This window comes from Streptomyces sp. NPDC001401 (assembly GCF_042895385.1).
Taxonomy (GTDB): Bacteria; Actinomycetota; Actinomycetes; order Streptomycetales; family Streptomycetaceae; genus Streptomyces.
In genome coordinates this window covers 174,371-192,853 of sequence record NZ_JBIAWI010000020.1, presented here as the reverse complement: position 1 = coordinate 192,853, position 18,483 = coordinate 174,371, and the positions used below count along the sequence as shown (strand labels likewise).

Sequence of the window (18,483 nt, the reverse complement as noted above, 5' to 3'; positions counted from 1 at the left end):
AACCCGCCAGGGACACGGCTGCTACTCGGTGGCTGCCTCGTTCGCCGTACGGCGGATGACGGCGACCCCCCAGGGCATGCCGAGCAGGACGACGAGGGCCAGTCCGAGAGGCAGCGGCGCCGGGCGGATGACGGCGAGAGCCAAGCAGAGAACGCCCACGGCGGCGCAGGTGCGGGCAACAGGGCGGTAGAGGGCTCGGTCGCCGATCCATGCCTGGAGAGTCGCCGCCAGGGCCATCGCCGCGCCGAGCGCGACGACCGTGGCGGCACACAGCAGCCACGCGATGGAGGCCGGGGTGCGCCCGTCGGGGGCGTGTTCGACCAGGCCCGGCATGGTCGCGCCCATGGCAGTCACGGCGGCCGCCAGTGGCAGATGGGCGAGGACCCACGGGACGGTCGCCGCACGCGTCGGTCGCGGCGGGCGGTGGCCGACGAAGTCGAAGTACGTCCACCACGCGCCGAAACCGATCACGACGGCGACGAGCCCGACAGCGATCGTGACCACGTCTGCGGGCCCGTGGGCCAGCCCGTCGACGACGCCGATCACCGTCTCGCCGAGCACGATGATGATGAACAGGCCGAACCGCTCGATGAGCGCGGGCGTGACGGTGAGGCCGGGTGCCGCCGTGCCGATCATGACGCCCAAGCCGGCGAGGTAGACGAGGTCCAGCAGGAGCCAGGCCGCGAGGCGACCGTCAGCCGACAGCGAGGCCGTCGCGGCCAGCAGGGCCGCACAGGCGGCGGTCCCGGCCACGAACATCCGGCTGGAGCGGCGGTACTCCGCACTCGTGCCGCGCCCGGCGAGGCGCCACACCAGGGCGAGGACGGCGAACAGCACCGCGGCGCTGACCGAGAACGCGAAGCCGCGTGAGTCGTCGGCCTCGGGGATGAACGCGCCGAGCGGGACCATGGCCAGAATCTGCACGAGCAGCACGGTGCGGCCGCGGGCGTCCTCGCGGCCGTGCAGGTCGTGGTAGAGGCTGCCGTTGAGCCAGGTGATCCAGATCAGCGTGAACACCGCGGCGAATTCCGTGAGCCCGCGCCAGGTCAAATGTCCCGTCAGGTGTTGGGCGCTCTGGCCGACCAGCACGACCACGACCAGGTCGTAGAAGAGTTCCAGCGGGCTGACGGCGCGTTCGAGCGGCTGCTCGCCGTGCGGGCGGGGCGGCTGCCACAGCCGGCGGCGCAACCGAGCCCAGCGTTCGAGTGCCTCGGGCATGATGCGTGTGGGTGCGGATCAGAGCTGAAGCGGGCGTGTATCGGTCCAGTTGACCAGGAGTCGGCGCTCGGCGAACAGCCACTCCCCGTCCCGCTTGACCATGGTGTCCAGGTAGCGGATCGAGGCGACCATCATCGTCCGTGACCCGTCGTCGGCCTCTGTCAGATGGTGGGCCAGGCAGTAGGTTTCGCCGGTCGCGCGGTCGCCTTCCAGCTCGATCGTGCTCTGTCCGTTGAAGTGCATGGTGGCGGCGTAGGCGTTGAGCGCATCGAAGACCGGCAACAGCGACTCACGGTCGTGCAGCTCCTGCGTGGGCTCGGGGTCCCTCGCGTCCATGTACACCACGAAGCGGGTGTCCTCGGTGAACAGGGCCATCTGGCCCTTCGCGTCGCGCCGGTCGGCGCAGTGCGCGTAGGCGTCGACCAGCTCGCGCAGGGCGAGCCGGTCGGCGGCCTCCGCTTCGGTGACTGCGATACGGATACTCACGGCGACATCTCCTTCACGGGCCACGGCGCCATCACTGCACGCCCCTGTTCAGAGTTGCCGTAGGCCAGGTGAAAGGTCTTCACCGGATTCCGGTGATTCCCGCCGGCCGGCACGCCTTTCGCCCGCACAGCCCTATGCCCCGAGCCGGGTGATCTGGTCCGTCCGCAGAATGCGGGGTCCGCGGCCGTCTCGCCGGGCAACGGCGATCATCGCCCGCCCGAGGTGCTCGGTGCTGGTCACGTAGCGAGGTGCCACACGGCGCAGAAGGGGATAGAGCCAGGACGTGAGCCGGTAGAACAGTCGGTACCAGCGCGTGCCGGAGGTCTCACCGTGGACGGGCTGGATCCATCCGGGACGGAAGGCGTACGCGTGCATGTCCATCGCCATCAGCGCATTCTCCGTCCGGCCCTTCACCCGGGCCCAGGAGACGCGTCCCCGCTCGGTGCTGTCGGTGCCTTCCCCCGACACGTACACGAATGTCAGGTGCGGATTGCCGGCCGCCACTGCTCGCGCGGCCTCCAGGGTGTAGCCGTACGTGATCTTCTCGTACTCCTCGGGGCTGTGCCCCGCCGACGACACCCCGAGGCAGTAGAAGCATGCGTCCGCCCCTGACAGCTCCGCTGCGATCGGGGTGAGATCGGAGAAGTCGGCGTGCCGCACTTCGCGAAGCTTGGGCGCGTTCTTGCTGAGTGGTCGTCGTACGACGGCGATGACCTCGGTCACCTCCGGTTCTTCCAGGCACGCGCGCAGAACGCCTTGGCCGACCATGCCTGATGCCCCGAAGAGGACTACCTTCACGTCGACTCCGTCCGGGTTGCGGGGTTACCTGGTCTGTAGCGCTACGGTCGTTCAGCGGTGGCACGGGGGCGTAGCGCCAACCGTGATCGCGGCTCGCACAGCCGGGTTCAGGAGCGCCTCCTGCTGCGCACGACTCGTGTCCAGAGTCACCGGCGGCAAGGTGAAAGGGAATCACCGGAATCCGGTGATTCCCACACGACCACGTGCCCGACTGCCCTGGCCAATTGCCCGGCCTTCCCCGGCAAGCAGTGTCTCGACGGTGCGCTGGAAGGCGATCCGGAGGCGTCGCGATCTGCCCGGCGGATCCCGGTCCGGAGTCCGGCTTCGGCCGCCGGGCTGTGCGACGGCAGGAATTCGAACGAGCCATGTCGATGCCTTCTCCGATGCCAGGGCCGGGGGAGGGCGGCAAAGTGCGTCCTCCCCCGGCCGATGGGTCCTGCCGTCAGGACGTGGAGAGTTCCGCACGGACCGCGCGGGCGGCGGCGACCAGGTTCTCCAGGGAGGCGCGGGTCTCGGGCCAGCCGCGGGTCTTCAGGCCGCAGTCGGGGTTGACCCACAGCCGTTCGGCGGGGATCGCCTCAAGTCCCGTGCGCAACAGGGCCGCTGCCTCGGCCGCGCTCGGCACGCGCGGGGAGTGGATGTCGTACACGCCCGGTCCCGCCTCGCGCGGGTAGCCGTGGGAGGCGAGTTCGCGGGCGACCTGCATGTGGGAGCGGGCCGCCTCCAGGCTGATGACGTCCGCGTCGAGGTCGTCGATGGCCTGGACGATGTCGCCGAACTCGGCGTAGCACATGTGCGTGTGGATCTGGGTGTCCGGCCGCACCCCGCTCGTGCTGAGCCGGAACGCCTCGGTGGCCCACGCCAGGTAGACCGGGCGGTCGGCGGCGCGCAGCGGAAGCGTCTCGCGCAGCGCGGGCTCGTCGACCTGGATCACCGAACTCCCGGCCGCCTCCAGGTCGTTGACCTCGTCGCGCAGCGCGAGGGCGACCTGCCGGGCGGTGTCGCCGAGTGGCTGGTCGTCGCGGACGAAGGACCAGGCGAGCATGGTGACCGGACCGGTGAGCATGCCCTTGACCGGCTTGGCGGTCAGGGACTGGGCGTACGCCGTCCAGCGCACCGTCATCGGCTCGGGGCGCGAGATGTCGCCGGCCAGGATCGGCGGGCGGACGTAGCGGGTGCCGTAGGACTGCACCCAGCCGTGCTGCGTGGCCAGATAGCCGTTGAGCTGCTCGGCGAAGTACTGCACCATGTCGTTGCGTTCGGCCTCGCCGTGCACCAGGACGTCCAGGCCGGCCTTCTCCTGGAAGGAGATCACCTCCTGGATCTCGGCCCTGATGCGCTCCTCGTAGCCGGCCGTGTCGATACGCCGGGCCCTCAAGTCCGCGCGGGCGACGCGCAGTTCGCCGGTCTGCGGGAAGGAACCGATGGTCGTCGTCGGCAGCAGCGGCAGGCCGAGGTGGGCACGCTGAGCGTCGGCGCGCTCGGCGTACGCCTGGGAGCGGCGGCCGTCCGCGTCCGTGACGGCGGCTGCCCGCTCGCGCACGACGGGGTCGTGGGTGATGGGGGAGCCGGCCCGGGAAGCCAGATCGGCGCGGTTCGCGGCGAGTTCGGCGGCGATGGTGTCGGTGCCCTGGGCGAGGCCCTTGGCGAGGGTGACGATCTCGGCCGTCTTCTGCCGGGCGAAGGCGAGCCAGCGCAGGATCTGCGGCGCGATGTCCCGCTCGGCGGAGGCGTCGAGCGGGACGTGCAGCAGCGAGCAGGAGGCGGCGACGTCGACCCGGTCGGCCAGCCCGAGCAGGGTGCCGAGAACGGACAGCGATGTCTCCAGGTCGTTGATCCAGATGTTGCGGCCGTTGACGACGCCGGCGATCAGGCGCTTGCCGGGCAGTCCGCCCACAGCGGCGAGGGCGTCGAGGTTGGCGGCGGCCCCGGTGAAGTCCAGTGCCAGCCCCTCGATCGGGGCCCTGGCCAGCACCGGCAGGGCCTCGCCGAGACGGTCGAAGTAGGACGCGACCAGCAGCTTGGGCCGGTCGGCGAGGGTGCCCAGTTCGCGGTAGGCGTGGCCGGCGGCGTCGAGTTCGGCGGAGGTGCGGTCCTGGACGAGGGCAGGCTCGTCGAGCTGCACCCATTCGGCCCCAGCCGCGCGCAGGTCGGAGAGGACCTCGGCGTACACCGGCAGCAGCCGGTCCAGGAGCGTGAGCGGCTCGAAGTCGGCGGGCACGCCGGGAGCGGGCTTGGCGAGCAGCAGATAGGTGACCGGGCCGACGAGGACCGGCCGCGCGGCCAGACCCAGGGCCAAGGCCTCCTTCAGTTCCGCGACCTGCTTCGCGGAGTTCGCGGTGAACACGGTTTCAGGGCCCAACTCAGGGACCAGATAGTGGTAGTTGGTGTCGAACCACTTCGTCATCTCCAGCGGCGCCACGTCCTGGGTGCCGCGCGCCATGGCGAACAACCCGTCCAGGGCGTCCGCCTCGACGGCGGCCCGGTGCCGGGCGGGGATCGCGCCGACCATGACGGTGGTGTCCAGGACGTGGTCGTAGTACGAGAAGTCACCGGTGGGCACCTCGTCGATGCCTGCCTGGGAGAGCTGCTGCCAGTTGCTGCGGCGCAGTTCGGCGGCGGTGGACCGGAGGGCGTCGGCGCTGACGCGGCCCTTCCAGTAGCCCTCGACCGCCTTCTTCAGTTCCCGGTTCCGTCCCTGGCGGGGGTAGCCGTACACGGTGGCCCGTGCCGCCACGGCTGCGGACTTCGCTGTCACGGAAATCTCCTTCGCGAGATGTCTCCCTGGGATCCCGGGACGGGACGCGAGCGCGAAGGGGTGACGAACCGGACGGAATCAATCTCGCGCGGCACAGCGCGATCCTCCGCCTGATATGTACGCCGACCCGCCCACGAGGCCACCGGGACATCCGCGCACGCATCGTGCGTACACGGGCAACGGGCAGGTCTTCGGACTCACGAGCACGTCCTCACGGGGGAGGACACCTACTGGCCGTCGCTTCCCAGACCCTGTTCGTCGGGTCCAGTGCGTATGACGGCGGTCGTTCCCGTTCACCGCTGCGGGGCAGTCCCGGATTCCCACCGGGTTCCCTCTTACGACGCATCCCGCCTGGCGGACGGGGCGAACCAGCTGCACCCGCCAGCCTAGCCGTATACGTGGAATCCGCGGCCCGTCTTGCGGCCCAGCAGCCCCGCCTGGACCATCCGCTGGAGTAGCGGGGGCGGGGCGTAGAGAGGTTCCTTGAACTCGTCGTAGAGGGACTCCGCAATCGAGGCGACGGTGTCCAGGCCGATCAGGTCCGCCAGCTTCAGCGGGCCCATGGGGTGGGCACAGCCCAGCTCCATGCCGGTGTCGATGTCGGCGGCGGTGGCGAAGCCGGACTCCGACATCCGGATCGCCGACAACAGGTAGGGGACGAGGAGGGAGTTGACGACGAAGCCCGCCCGGTCCTGGGAGCGGATCACGGTCTTGCCCAGCACCCGGGTGGCGAAGTCCTCCACGGCCGTGACGGCCGCGGGCGCCGTGTGGAGGGAGGTCACGATCTCCACCAGGGGCAGGACGGGTACGGGGTTGAAGAAGTGCAGGCCGAGAACGTGGTCGGCCCGGTGGGTCGCCATGCCAAGACGCATGATGGGAAAGGAGGAGGTATTGCTCGCCAGGACCGCGTCCGCGGCTTCGACGATCTTGTCCAGGGCCGCGAAGATCTCTGTCTTGGCGTCCGCGTTCTCCACGACGGCCTCGACGACGAGCTGCCGGTCGGCCAGGTCGTCGAGGCTGCCGCTGAACACCATCCGGTCCAGCGCCTCCTGCGCCGCGGCCCGCTCCAGCTTGCCGCGTCCCACCGCGCGGTCCAGGGAGGCCGCCACCCGGTCGCGGGCGGCGCGGGCGGCGACCGCGTCCACCTCGCACACGACGGTGTCCACTCCGGCCCGCGCGCACACCTCGGCGATGCCGGCGCCCATCTGGCCGCCGCCGACCACTCCCACGCGGTGAATGCCCGCGCTCATGCCGTGGCCTCCGCGTGCCGGACGAGGTGACGGGTGTAGGCGTCGGGAGTGAAGAACAGCGGCAACTCCTGTGCCAGGGCGGTGCGTTCGAAGAGGGCCCGCACCTCGTCGAGGGCCGCCCACGGGTTCTCGGCACCCAGCGCGGCGAGTTCGTCGTCGAGCACCTCCAGCACCGTCTCCCGCTCCACGATCCGGTGCCGCAGCCACTGCCAGATCTGCACCCGGGCGATCTCGGCGGTCGCCGCGTCCTCCATCAGGCCGTCCAGGGCGACGGCCCCCTGTCCGCGCAGCCAGGCGGCGAAGTAGCGCAGCGCCACCGCGATGTTGGTCCGCAGCCCCTCCGGTGTGGGCGGACCGCTGATGCGCCGCACCGACAGCAGGTCCGCCGCCGTCACCTCCACATCGTCGCGCGTGCGGTCGAGCTGATGGGGCCGCTCGCCCAACACCCCGTCGAACACGGCGCGGCAGACAGGCACGAGCCGGGGATGGGCGACCCAGGAGCCGTCGAAGCCGTCCTCTGCCTCGCGCTCCTTGTCGAGGCGGACCGTGGCCAGGACCGCCTCGTCGGCGGCCGGGTCCTTGCCGGGAACCTGGGCGGCCATGCCGCCGATGGCGTGGGCGCCGCGCCGGTGGCAGGTGCGCACCAGCAGGTCGGTGTAGGCGCGCATGAAGGGGGCGGTCATCGTCACCTTCGCCCGGTCGGGCAGCAGGAAGTCGGTGCGGTGGCCGAAGGCCTTGATCAGGCTGAACAGGTAGTCCCAGCGGCCGGCGTTCAACCCCGAGGCGTGCTCGCGCAGTTCGTAGAGGATCTCCTCCATCTCGAAGGCGGCCGTGATCGTCTCGATGAGGACCGTGGCGCGGATCGTGCCCCGGGGGATGCCCAGCAGTTCCTGGGCGGTGACGAAGATGTCGTTCCACAGCCGGGCCTCGTAGCGGTTCTCCAGCTTCGGCAGGTAGAAGTACGGGCCGCGGCCGGCGTCGATCTGCCGCTGGGCGCAGTGGAAGAAGTACAGGCCGAAGTCGACGAGCGCGGCGGGCACCGGCGCCTCACCGCCCCGGCCGTCGAACTCCAGGTGCTCCTCGTCGAGATGCCACCCGCGCGGCCTGACCACGACCGTGGCGAGCTGTCCGCCGAGCCGGTACTCCCTGCCTTCCTCGGTGGTGAAGTCGATCCGCCGCTCGATGGCGTCGAGCAGGTTGAGCTGGCCGCCGATGACGTTGGCCCAGGTGGGTGCGGTGGCGTCCTCGAAGTCGGCCAGCCACACCTGCGCGCCGGAGTTGAGGGCGTTGACGGTCATACGGCGGTCGGGCGGACCGGTGATCTCCACGCGGCGGTCCGCCAGTCCGGGAGCCGGCGCAGCCACCCGCCAGGTGGGGTCCGCGCGGACGGCGGAGGTGACCATCGGGAAGTCGAGGGGTGATCCGGCCGCGAGCCGGATCGCCTGCCGCCTGCGCTCCTTCAGGAGCTCCTGACGGCGCTGGCCGAAGGCGGCGGCAAGGCGGCCGACGAAGTCCAGGGCGGCGGGGGCGAGGATCTCGTCGTGGCGGTCGCCCGGTGCCGCGAGGACGCGGACGTGGTGGGTCAGTGTGCTGGTGGACATCAGGATCTCCTGATCGGGGGAGCGGAGCGGGGGCCTGCGGGACGGCCGCCCGGCTCCTCCCGGTCAGGGGCGGATGCGCGCGGGCGGCCGTGCGGGGCCTAGTGGAACTGCGCCTCCTCGGTGGAGCCGGCCAGGGCAGTGGTGGAGGAAGCCGGGTTGACGGCGGTGGAGACCAGGTCGAAGTAGCCCGTGCCGACCTCGCGTTGGTGCTTGACGGCCGTGAAGCCGTGCTGCTGGGCCGCGAACTCCCGCTCCTGCAGGTCGACATAGGCGGTCATGCCGTGCTCGGCGTAGCCGCGGGCGAGGTCGAACATGCCGTGATTGAGGGAGTGGAAGCCGGCCAGGGTGATGAACTGGAAGCGGTAGCCCAGGGCCCCGAGCTCCCGCTGGAACTTGGCGATCTGGTCGTCGTCCAGCGCGGCCTTCCAGTTGAAGGACGGCGAGCAGTTGTAGGCGAGCAGCTGGTCCGGATAGCGCGCGTGGATCGCCTCGGCGAACTCGCGGGCCTGGGCGAGATCGGGCGTACCGGTCTCCACCCAGATCAGGTCGGCGTACGGGGCGTAGGCAAGGCCGCGGGCGATCACGGGCGCCATGCCGTTCTGCACGCGGTAGAAGCCCTCGGCGGTGCGCTCGCCGGTGACGAACCGGGCGTCCCGCTCGTCGACGTCGCTGGTGAGCAGGTTCGCGGCGAGGGCGTCGGTGCGCGCGACGATGACGGTGGGTACGTCGGCGATGTCGGCGGCGAGGCGGGCCGCGTTGAGGGTGCGGATGTGCTGGGAGGTGGGCACGAGGACCTTGCCGCCGAGGTGGCCGCACTTCTTCTCGGAGGCGAGCTGGTCCTCGTAGTGGATGCCGGCGGCGCCCGCCGCGATCATCGCCTTGGTCAGTTCGAAGGCGTTGAGGGGGCCGCCGAACCCGGCCTCGGCGTCGGCGACGATCGGCGCCAGCCAGTCGGTGGTGTCCAAGCCGCCCTCGGCGGTGGCGATCTGGTCGGCGCGCAGCAGCGCGTTGTTGATCCGGCGCACCACCTGCGGAACCGAGTTGACCGGGTACAGGCTCTGGTCGGGGTAGGTGTGCCCGGCCTGGTTGGCGTCCGCGGCGACCTGCCAGCCGGACAGGTAGATGGCCTGCAGCCCCGCCTTCACCTGCTGGACGGCCTGGCCGCCTGTCAGCGCGCCGAGCGCGTGGAGGTAGTCCCGCTCGTGCAGCTGCCGCCACAGCCGCTCGGCGCCGCGCCTGGCAAGCGTGTGCTCCTCCCGGACGCTTCCGGAGAGCCGGATCACGTCCTCGGCGGTGTAGGTGCGCTCGATCCCCTGCCAGCGGGGGTCGGTGGCCCAGCGCCCCGCGAGTTCCTCGGCCGCCGTCGTCCTCGACTCTGCCATGACCTTCACCGTCTCCTCGGTCGTCCGATCTGCCAATCTCCCGGTCGTCAGAAAAGGGAGGTGGCACTGTGTGTCTCGATCTGGGGTGCGGCCCGCCGCCCCGTCGCCGGGCGGAGCTGAGCAATGCTGCCGCGGCAGCAGGCATAGCTGCCGGGATCTCCTACGTCAGGGCATGAATCGCGCCCGGTGCTGTGCGCCTGCTGCCGGAGGTCCGGCGGGCCGCACTGGAACTCTGGCACTGGCACTGAGTGCCATCAAGGATGGATGGCTGCCAATTTCTGCGAATCTTCACAGCGCCTCTTGCCAAGTTTGCGAAGGCCGTGGGGGCTCGTTCTTCGCATACGCTGGCGGTCGTCCGTCCCCGGCGACGTGAGGAGTGCGGTGAGCAAGATCTACGCGGGAGCGCGGCTGCGGCGGCTGCGCGAGGAGCGCCGGATGAGCCAGGCCGAGCTGGCCCGCGCTCTCGAGATCTCGCCCAGCTACCTGAACCAGATGGAGCACGACTCCCGCCCGCTCACGGTGCCGGTCCTGCTGAGGCTCACCGAGACCTTCGGCGTCGACCCGGCCTTCTTCTCGGAGCGCGATACGAGCAGGCTGGTGGCCGACCTGCGGGAGTCGCTGGCCGGCGAGATCGCCGAGGCCCGGGTGGCACCGTCCGATCTCGCCGACCTCGCCGCCCGCATGCCCGCGGTCGCCCAGGTGCTGCTCGACCTCGGCCGCCGCAACCAGGTCCTGGCCGAACGGCTCGCCGACGCGGCCGACGGCCGGGACACCGAGCAGGCGGCACCCCGCTCTCCGCACGAGGAGATCCGCGACTTCTTCTACCGCCGCCAGAACTACCTGCACGACACCGACCTCGCGGCAGAACGGCTCGCCCAGGAGATCGGCATCCGCCCCGGCGAGGTCGTACCGGCGCTCGCCGCGCGCCTCGGCGACCGGCACGGTGTGCGGCTGGCCGCCGAGACGGGCGAGGGCCTGCACCACTACGACGAGCCGACCCGCACCCTGCACCTGTCCACCCGCCTGCGCCCCGGACAGCGCGCGTTCCGCATGGCCACCCAGCTCGCCCTGCTCGAGCACGGCAACGAACTCGACCGCCAGGCGGCCGAGGACTTCCCGGCCGGCTCACCCGCCCACGCCTTGGCCCGCATCGGCATCGCCAACTACTTCGCGGCGGCCCTGATCCTGCCGTACAGCGCCTTCCACACAGCCGCCGAAGAGGTCCGATACGACATCGAACGCCTCACCGACCGCTACGGCCTCGGCTACGAGACCGTCTGCCACCGCCTGAGCACCCTGCAACGCCCGCGGCTGCGCGGCGTGCCGTTCTCCTTCGTCCGCGTCGATCGCGCCGGCAACCTCTCCAAACGCCAGTCCGCGACCGGCTTCCACTTCTCCCGGGCCGGCGGCACCTGCCCGCTGTGGAACGTCTACGAGGCGTTCGCCGCGCCCGGCCGCATCCATGTCCAGATCGCCGAAATGCCCGACGGGCAGCGCTACTTGTGGACCGCCCGCGCGATCACCCGCCACCGCGGCGGCTGGGGCGAACCCGGCAAGACCTTCGCCATCGGCCTCGGCTGCGAGATCCGCCACGCCCAGCGGCTGGTCTACTCCGACGGCCTCGACCTCACCAACGCCTCCGCCGCCACGCCCATCGGCATGGGCTGCCGCGTCTGCGAGCGCCTCGACTGCCCCCAACGCGCGGTGCCACCCCTCGGCCGCCCGCTGCGGATCGACCAGAACAGCAGCACCTTCGTGCCCTATCCGGTGGCGGATCAGGCGACGTGACGAGGGCGTGGCCGCAGACGATCCGCATGCGCAGAGCCCGGGTGCAGGACGTACGCCGTCAGCGTTCCCCGAGCGCCTTCAGCAGCGCTGGGCAGCCCTTTTGATCCCGGATGCGCTGGGCGCACCTCGCTGTTCTCGGTCTCCCGCCACGGAGGTAGGGCTGCTGCGCGGTCATGGCCTGTGCGACCGCGACACCGGCGTGCGGTAGGGCGAGAACTCCCGCCTCGACACGCTTCAGGCCCGCCTGCTGAAGGTGCGGCTCGACCACATCGAGGAGTGCACACGGTGCCGGCGCGACCTCGCCCGCGTCTACGACGAGCAACCCCCCGGGCTGCCGCTGCGCCGTCGGCTGCGGCCAGGAGGCACAGAGCCGTCCGAGGGGTCAGGACGGTGAGGGGGCCTCGGTGACGAGGGTGTAGAGCTCGACGATCACGCCGTCCCTGCAGTGGGCGATGTCCATTCCCCTGACGACCGGCGGTTGGCCCGAGGGGCCGTAGCGGAAGCCGAGGTGGCCGAGGTCGTCGTTGGCCGAGACGGGGCCGTCCGGGTGGAACACCCAGTCCGGGCTCTGCTGCCGCAGCTCTTCGGCGCGGTGCGCGAGAGCCTCGCGACCGCGGATGACGCGATCGGGCTCGTGCCAGACGACGTTCTCCGCGTAGGTCTCCGCGATCGCCTTGGCCCGGCGGTCGGGGTCGGGTTCGTTGAAGACGTCGAGGAGGTTGCGGCGCATCAGGTCGGCGACGGTGTTGTTCATCAGTGTCCTCCGGGTCGAACCGTGGTGGGGATGGGCGTTCAGGCTCGCCGGTTCGGGGCTGGGAACTCCCGGTCCAGCTCCTTGCGCGAGGCCTCGTCGAACCGCACCGACGCGGTGTGGAGGTTCTCGGTGAGGTGGGTGAGGACGCTGGTGCCCGGGATGAGCAGGATTTCGGGGGCGAGGTCCAGGAGCCGGCCGAGTGCGATCTGTGCAGGGGTCGCGCCCATCCGCTTGCCGAGCTCGGTCAGGGCGGGGTTGGTCAGGATCCGGTTCTGTACGCCGCGTGGCCAGCCGAGGGGGCAGAACGGGACGAAGGCGATGCCCCGGTCCGTGCACTCCTCGAGAACGTCGAGGGAATGCTGGTCGGCGAGGTTGAACAGGTTCTGGACGCAGACGATCTGCGTCTGCTCGACGGCCCGCAGCAGATGCTCGCGCGAGATGTTGCTGAGGCCGATACCGTCGATCAGGCCCTCATCGCGGGCCTGGACCAGGGCGGCGAGTTGGGCGTCGAACCGCTTGCCGGGAGCGGCCGTCCGGTCGACCATCCTCAGGTTGACCGCGGCCAGGCGGTCTGTGCCGAGGGCGGCGAGGTTCTCCTCGATGCCCTGGCGCAGCTGGTGCGGTTCGTCGAAGGGCAGCACGGCGCCCGTCTCGTCGCGGCGGGCGGCGACCTTGCTGACGATGGCCAGGTCGCCGGGGTAGGGGTGGAGCGCTTCACGGATGAGCTCATTGACAATGCCGGGGCCGTAGTACTGGGCGGTGTCTATGTGGTTGACGCCGCCCTCGACGGCCGCACGGAGCACGCGCAGTGCTTCGTCGCGGTCGCGGGGCGGGCCGAAGACGTTGTCGCCGGACAACTGCATCGCGCCGTATCCGATGCGGCGCACCTGCCATCGGCCGAGGGCGAAAGTCCCGGCGGATGCGATCGCAGGGGGGTGCTCGGACATGGTGCCTCCCAACCGTGGTGCGCGCGGTGCCGACCACCCGCGTGCGGCCTGCGCGGTCTGTTCAGGTGCGCAGGGTCTTCATGGCCGTCGACCAGGCTTCGATCTCCTCGAACAGCTTGGAGGCTGCGGCGTCGTGGTGCTCACCGGGCTTGAAGAGGGTGAGGTTCTCGAAGTCGGCGAACAGCGAGAAGGACAGTTGCTGGTGAACGTGGGCGAGTTGGACCGCGCTGGCGATGGTGCGCAGATGCTCGGCGGCGCGGATGCCGCCGACGGTGCCGTAGGAGACGAAGGCAGCGGCCTTGTTGTTCCACTCGGCGTACGCGAAGTCGATCGCGTTCTTCAGCACAGCCGGGATGGAGTGGTTGTACTCGGCGGTGACGAAGACGTAGCCGTCGAACGAGGCGACCTTCGCGGCCCACTTCTTGGTGTGTTCGCCCTGGTACTGGCCCATGGACGGCGGCAGCGGCTCGTCCATGAAGGGCAGCGGCCAGTCGGCGAGGTCGACCAGTTCGTACTCGGCTGCGGTGCGGGCGCCTGCCCGGTCGACGATCCAGTCGGCGACCGCCTTGCCGTTGCGGCCGGGGCGGGTGCTGCCGAGGATCACGGCGATCTTGAGAGTGCTCATGACGTTCGCTCCTTCCTCCACCGCGCCGCTAGGCGGGGCTGCCGTCGGTGCGGCGGGCCCGGACGGTCGCGGTCAACTGGAGGCGGCGCCCGGCCATGCCCTTGAGCCTGGTGACGCCGTGGGCGTAGCGGTCGACCGTCGCCGTGGCCTCGACGGCGATCTCGTCGCCGTCGACCTCGGCCGTCGCCACGGTGAACGTGACGGGTGCGCGGACGCCGTGCGCGGTCAGCAGTCCTTGGAGGGCCCAGGCGCCGCTCTCGTCCAGCTCGGCCCCGGTGGAGGTGAAGACGATGTCGGGGTAGCCGTCCGTGTCCAGCAGCGTCTTGGACAGGACTTGGCGATCCCGGTTCTTGTTGCCGGTGTCGAAGCTGGACGCGTCGGCGACGGCTTCCACGCGGCTGCCGGTGAGCGGCTCGGCGAGGGAGATGGTGCCGCCGCGCAGCCGGAAGCTGCCGCGCACGGTACCGAGGCCGAACATGTGCTTGGTGGTGAAGGTGATCTCGGAGCGGGGGACGTCGATGGCGTAACGTCCTGGCGCCGGCGTTGCAGTGGTCATCATGACCTCCTGTTTAACTTGAGCCTTCAAGTCAAACCGTACCGCTTTTGACTTGAAGGCTCAAGTTGAATCTCAGTGTTCAGGCGAGGCCGAGCTGTGCGGCGATGACCGTGCCGGAGGGGTAGCAGTCGAAGCGCTTGATCTTGCCGTCGACCAGCTCGAACACGTCGCAGCAGGGGGCGTCCATGCGCTTGCCGGTGGGCGGGACGGTCCCGGAGGGCAGCTCCAGTGGGCCGAGGTGGGTGCCCTGCAGGCGCAGCTGCACGACCACCACATCTCCTGTCACATAGAACCGCTCGAGCTCGCGATGCATGTCGGGGAAAGCCTTGGCGTAGACCTCGACCGTCTTCCCGAGCTCGTCGGCGCCGCGGTAGGTGTACGGGATCGACATGTCCGTGAACGTGCCGTCGTCGGTGAACGCCGCGACCCAGCCGGCGACGTCCTGCTCCTCGGCGACCTGGTACGCGTTGCGGATGCTCTTCTCGTTGTCGAGGGACATCTCAACTCTCCTTCAGCGGTGGGTGCGCCTTGTGGATTCACTTTAACATTCAAGTCAATGCTGAGCGCAACCCCTGCCACGGCATCGAAGTTTCAAGAAGGAGCTAAAAGATCACTTGATTCAGCAAGTCAACGAGCGGGCGAGTCGATGCGCTGCAGGATGCGCTCGGCGTCCTGGCCGAGGCGGCGCAGGCGCTCGCCGGAGAGGTTGTCCACGACCAGATGGCGGACGTAGGCCACATGTGCGGGGGCGGCGGATTCGAGCTTGCTCATGCCTGCGGGCAGGAGGATGGCGTTGGTGAACCGCCCGTCCGCCGGGTCCGGCTCGCGGCGGACGTAGCCGCGGCTCTCCAGCCGCTTGACCATGTGCGAGAGCCGCGACAGCGACGTGCTGGTGTTCTCGGCGAGCACGCTCATGCGCAAGGTCCACTCGGGGGCCTCGGACAGCATCGCCAGGGCCATGTACTCGACCATGCTCAGGTCGGCGTCACGCTGCAGCTGCGCGTCGATGGCCCACGGCAGGCGGGTCATCAGGCGGACCACCGACAGCCAGGAGGCCAGCTCACCGGGGGCGAGCCAGAGGTCTGCATGCTCGTCTGCCTGCGCCTCGGGCGCCTCGTCCTGGGTGGTCACCCTGGGAGCGTATCAGCCGCGCCATGCGGATGACATGGACCGGTCTCAGGGCTCCTTGCCACGCGCCATAACTTGAATGCTCATGTGATGTCGACGTGCGCTCAAGATTGAATGCCGGGCATTCGGAATCGAGGGCGGCACCCGATGCCCGGACTGCTGACACCCACGGTCGAGGTCCGGCTGACCGGCTGGAGGTCGACGACGAACTGCTCGGCGGATCACCGTCCACCGTGACCTCGGGCACGGACCGGCACCGGGGCGCGACCGCGATCCGGATCCGCGACCGGTACGCCGCCCCGCACGCGCGCGGCTGGGCCCTGGGCGGCAGGTCACGCCGCTCAACTGCCTTCACAATGGCCGCGGCATGCGCTCGATCGCCACCATGGCGGCGTCATCGCCCAGACGGCCGCCGACGTGCCGCAGCAGGTCCTTGCGCAGGTGGGCGAGGAGGGCGTCGGGACCGGTATCGGCCCTGCCGGCCACCCGTTCCGTAAGCGGGTAGAACGTGCCGTCCTGGTTGCGGGCCTCGATGACACCGTCCGTGTAGAGCAGGGCGATGTCGCCGTGCTGGAAGGAGAACGTTTCCGCGGAGAGGTCGGTCTCCACGAACTCGGTGAGTCCCAGGGGCGGTGCCGACTGGCGCGTTTCGAGCGGGCTGACCTGGCCGCGGCGCAGCAGCAGGGGCGGGGGGTGCCCGCAGTTGATCAGGTGAAGGACGGGCTCGTCGTCCGGGATGTCCATCACGGCGGCGGTGATGAACGACTCGCCGCGGTCCTCGGCCGCGACGTCGGGGGCCGCGGGGTCGTCCAGGTCCGAGGAGACGGTTCCCTCCAGGAAGGTGACCAGTGCGGGCAGGTCGGCCTGCCGGTGTGCCGCGCCGCGGAACGCGCCGAGCAGGAGGGCGGCGTCCCCGACCGCCTCCAGGCCCTTGCCCCTGACATCGCCGATGACGATCCGGGTTCCCTGCTCCGTGCGGGCGGCGGCGTACAGGTCGCCGCCGATCTGTGCCTCGGATTCGGCGGCCAGGTAGACCGAGGCGATGCGCAGCGGACCGATCCGATGGGGAAGCGGCTTGAGGACCACCTCCTGGGCGGCCGTTGCCACCGAGCGCAGCTGGGTCAGCTCTGTTTCGTGGCGTTCTCGCCAGGCGGCGAAGGAGACCGCGAACGCCGACATCAGGATCAGCGTGATCAGCTGGAAGGTGTGGTTGAGATCAACGAGGCTGGTGCGCACCGCCGCGACCACGGACTGGGCCAGGACGGCGAGCGCGCCGACGCAGGCGGTCGTGCGAGGTCCGGCGAACGACGCCGTGACAGCGGGGGCGGCGACCAGGAACGGCCCGAGGTGGACGCCGGGCGGAGCCAGGATGTCGACCACCGTGACCATCCCGATCAGGACGATCGGTACCGCCAGCAGGGCATGACGTGGCTCCCCTGACAAAGGATGATGTCTGAGGCGTCCAGGAACCATATGTTCTGGATACACCGCATCGTGCCCCGGCGCCCGTGCCGGCTGAATCCAACCAAGGCCCGTCCGGCGATCAGGTCGCAGCAAGTCGACGGCGCTGCATTGGCGCAGATGGGCGGGCCAGGCCCCGCGTCGGCGGCATGATGCGCCGGACGGGCCCTAACGCCGTTGGTGGCGTTGGGCCTTGGCGCGGTTGCCGCAGGTCGCCATGGAGCACCAGCGGCGCCGCCTGGTCGGTGACGGATCGAGGAACAGCCATGAACACCGCCCGCAGACCGCGATCTGGGATCGTTGCTCGCTGGTCAGCAGCGCCGCGCCGGTCAGGGCCAGCCGTCTTGTGAGGACGTGCAGCCCCGCCTCGTCCGGGTCGATCACCCATGCTGTCTGGGTGCGGAATCGATCCGAGAGGTGCGCGTCCCGATATGCGGCCTCGATGTCGGCCTTGACCCGGTCGCGCACCGCGGGCTCGCAGGCGGTGTTCTCGACACCGGCCAGCAGGAAGGCGTGCAGCGCTTCGCGCTGGGTGTGCAGGTCCGCAAGCGCCGCGCTCGCTTCGCTGGGGGCGCGCTCGGCACGAGCCCGCAGGTTTTCCCGCTCGTCGTCGTCGAGCACGTTGGCCGCATGTGCCCAGTCGATGGCGTCGACGAACTCGCCCAGGCGCTCCACGGTGCGGTCCTTGGTGCGACCGGCGACCGTGTTGACGAAGTCGAGTGCCGGGTGGCCGCCGAGGAAGGACGCGTCTGTCCAGGTCGTCATTGTGTTCCTTCCCGCAGGGTCGGCGCAGGGTTGACAGCACAGTGCATCGCCACCACCATCCTAACCAGAAATCGCAGAAAAGGGGTTAGTTGTGGCTGGGGTGATCACAGACATGCCGTGGGAGCTGCCCGGCGCATTCGACTTTCGAGGCCAGCAGGTCCGCTACGGGGTAAGGGGCACGGGCGATCCGCTGGTGCTGCTGCACGGCACGCCGTTCTCCTCGGTGGTCTGGCGGCGTATCGGGCCGCAGCTCGCGCGCAACTACCGGGTGTACTACTTCGATCTGCTCGGATACGGCCAGTCGGACAAGCGACACGGCCAAGACGTCTCCCTGGGGGTGCAGAACAGGGTCTTCGCCGCCCTGCTCGACCACTGGGACCTCGATCGCCCCCACGTGGTCGGCCACGACTTCGGGGGCGCCACCGCACTGCGGACACACCTGCTCGACGGGCGCGACTACCGGTCCCTCACCCTGATCGACCCGGTGGCGCTGAGCCCACACGGCTCCGCCCTCGTGCAGTCCGCACGGCGACATCAGGATGCTCTGACCGAACTGCCCGGATACATCCACGAAGCGATCCTGCGCGCCTACATCGCAGGCGCGGTACACCGTGAGCTCTCCGAGCAGGAGATGAACCGCTACCTCCAGCCCTGGCTGGGCGATCAGGGCCAGGCCGCGTTCTACCGCCAGATCGCCCAGATGCACGACCGGCACACCGATGAGATCCAAGACCGCTACGACGAAATCCGCTGCCCCGTCACGATCCTCTGGGGTGAACAGGACGGCTGGATCCCCGTCGACAGGGGGCACACCCTCGCCGGCCGCATACCGGGCGCCGGCTTCCGGACCGTACCGGAAGCCGGCCACCTACTCCCCGAGGACGCCCCCGAAGCCGTCGTCGCCACCGTGATCGACTTCCTCACCCGCCTCACTTGAGACGCGGCGCAGCACGGCGAGGGCGTCTG

At 70.1% G+C, this 18,483-nt stretch carries 17 protein-coding genes and 1 riboswitch; of the genes, 2 read left to right on the top strand and 15 right to left on the bottom strand.

Features of this window, described 5'->3' with window-relative positions:
* Positions 1-21: 21 nt before the first annotated feature.
* From ACFY10_RS44820 to aceA, 7 genes are all read right to left on the bottom strand, one after another.
* Positions 22-1,218 carry a low temperature requirement protein A gene (locus ACFY10_RS44820; protein ID WP_390671131.1) on the bottom strand — a complete coding sequence of 399 codons (1,197 nt, stop codon included), beginning with the start codon at positions 1,216-1,218 and terminating at the stop codon, positions 22-24.
* Between the two features lie 18 nt (positions 1,219-1,236).
* Positions 1,237-1,704, bottom strand: a complete 468-nt coding sequence (locus ACFY10_RS44815; RefSeq protein WP_390671130.1) for a nuclear transport factor 2 family protein — start codon at positions 1,702-1,704, stop codon at positions 1,237-1,239.
* A gap of 132 nt (positions 1,705-1,836) precedes the next feature.
* Positions 1,837-2,502 (bottom strand): NAD(P)H-binding protein, encoded by a 666-nt coding sequence (locus tag ACFY10_RS44810; RefSeq protein ID WP_390671129.1) that lies wholly within the window; start codon positions 2,500-2,502, stop codon positions 1,837-1,839.
* A 442-nt stretch (positions 2,503-2,944) separates the two neighbouring features.
* A complete protein-coding gene (gene metE / locus ACFY10_RS44805; protein WP_390671128.1) occupies positions 2,945-5,260 on the bottom strand; it encodes a 5-methyltetrahydropteroyltriglutamate--homocysteine S-methyltransferase in 2,316 nt (771 codons plus the stop codon).
* Positions 5,261-5,424: 164 nt separating this feature from the next.
* Positions 5,425-5,657, bottom strand: a riboswitch (cobalamin riboswitch).
* On the bottom strand, positions 5,647-6,510 hold the full coding sequence (locus ACFY10_RS44800) for a 3-hydroxybutyryl-CoA dehydrogenase (protein ID WP_390671127.1): 864 nt from the start codon (positions 6,508-6,510) through the stop codon (positions 5,647-5,649). Its footprint overlaps the riboswitch before it by 11 nt.
* The gene (gene aceB / locus ACFY10_RS44795; RefSeq protein ID WP_390671126.1) at positions 6,507-8,111 is read right to left on the bottom strand and encodes a malate synthase A; all 1,605 of its coding nucleotides are present in this window, start codon (positions 8,109-8,111) and stop codon (positions 6,507-6,509) included. The genes ACFY10_RS44800 and aceB overlap by 4 nt, the downstream gene beginning before the upstream one ends.
* A 98-nt stretch (positions 8,112-8,209) precedes the next feature.
* Positions 8,210-9,493, bottom strand: coding sequence for an isocitrate lyase (gene aceA, locus ACFY10_RS44790; protein ID WP_390671125.1), 1,284 nt, complete (start codon positions 9,491-9,493; stop codon positions 8,210-8,212).
* Positions 9,494-9,874: 381 nt separating this feature from the next.
* On the opposite strand from aceA, the gene ACFY10_RS44785 reads away from it, so the two are divergent.
* A complete protein-coding gene (locus tag ACFY10_RS44785) occupies positions 9,875-11,281 on the top strand; it encodes a short-chain fatty acyl-CoA regulator family protein (RefSeq protein ID WP_390671124.1) in 1,407 nt (468 codons plus the stop codon).
* A gap of 382 nt (positions 11,282-11,663) precedes the next feature.
* Here the strand turns inward: ACFY10_RS44785 and ACFY10_RS44780 are convergent, their stop codons facing one another.
* The 8 genes from ACFY10_RS44780 to ACFY10_RS44745 form a co-directional block, all read right to left on the bottom strand.
* Positions 11,664-12,035, bottom strand: a complete 372-nt coding sequence (locus ACFY10_RS44780) for a nuclear transport factor 2 family protein (protein ID WP_390671123.1) — start codon at positions 12,033-12,035, stop codon at positions 11,664-11,666.
* A 38-nt stretch (positions 12,036-12,073) separates the two neighbouring features.
* Positions 12,074-12,982, bottom strand: coding sequence for an oxidoreductase (locus tag ACFY10_RS44775; RefSeq protein ID WP_390671122.1), 909 nt, complete (start codon positions 12,980-12,982; stop codon positions 12,074-12,076).
* A 61-nt stretch (positions 12,983-13,043) separates the two neighbouring features.
* Complete coding sequence (locus ACFY10_RS44770; RefSeq protein WP_390671121.1) at positions 13,044-13,607, bottom strand: NADPH-dependent FMN reductase; 564 nt, start codon at positions 13,605-13,607, stop codon at positions 13,044-13,046.
* A 28-nt stretch (positions 13,608-13,635) separates the two neighbouring features.
* On the bottom strand, positions 13,636-14,166 hold the full coding sequence (locus ACFY10_RS44765) for a YceI family protein (RefSeq protein ID WP_390671120.1): 531 nt from the start codon (positions 14,164-14,166) through the stop codon (positions 13,636-13,638).
* 76 nt (positions 14,167-14,242) lie between these two features.
* Positions 14,243-14,662 (bottom strand): nuclear transport factor 2 family protein, encoded by a 420-nt coding sequence (locus ACFY10_RS44760; RefSeq protein WP_390671119.1) that lies wholly within the window; start codon positions 14,660-14,662, stop codon positions 14,243-14,245.
* Positions 14,663-14,790: 128 nt separating this feature from the next.
* On the bottom strand, positions 14,791-15,294 hold the full coding sequence (locus tag ACFY10_RS44755; RefSeq protein ID WP_390671118.1) for a MarR family winged helix-turn-helix transcriptional regulator: 504 nt from the start codon (positions 15,292-15,294) through the stop codon (positions 14,791-14,793).
* A gap of 348 nt (positions 15,295-15,642) precedes the next feature.
* Positions 15,643-16,764: a PP2C family protein-serine/threonine phosphatase gene (locus ACFY10_RS44750; protein WP_390671117.1), complete on the bottom strand. Its 1,122-nt coding sequence runs from the start codon at positions 16,762-16,764 to the stop codon at positions 15,643-15,645.
* A 156-nt stretch (positions 16,765-16,920) separates the two neighbouring features.
* A complete protein-coding gene (locus ACFY10_RS44745) occupies positions 16,921-17,517 on the bottom strand; it encodes a CGNR zinc finger domain-containing protein (RefSeq protein ID WP_390671116.1) in 597 nt (198 codons plus the stop codon).
* A gap of 91 nt (positions 17,518-17,608) precedes the next feature.
* Between ACFY10_RS44745 and ACFY10_RS44740 the strand changes: the two genes are divergently transcribed.
* Positions 17,609-18,454: an alpha/beta fold hydrolase gene (locus ACFY10_RS44740; protein WP_390671115.1), complete on the top strand. Its 846-nt coding sequence runs from the start codon at positions 17,609-17,611 to the stop codon at positions 18,452-18,454.
* Positions 18,455-18,483 lie beyond the last annotated feature (29 nt).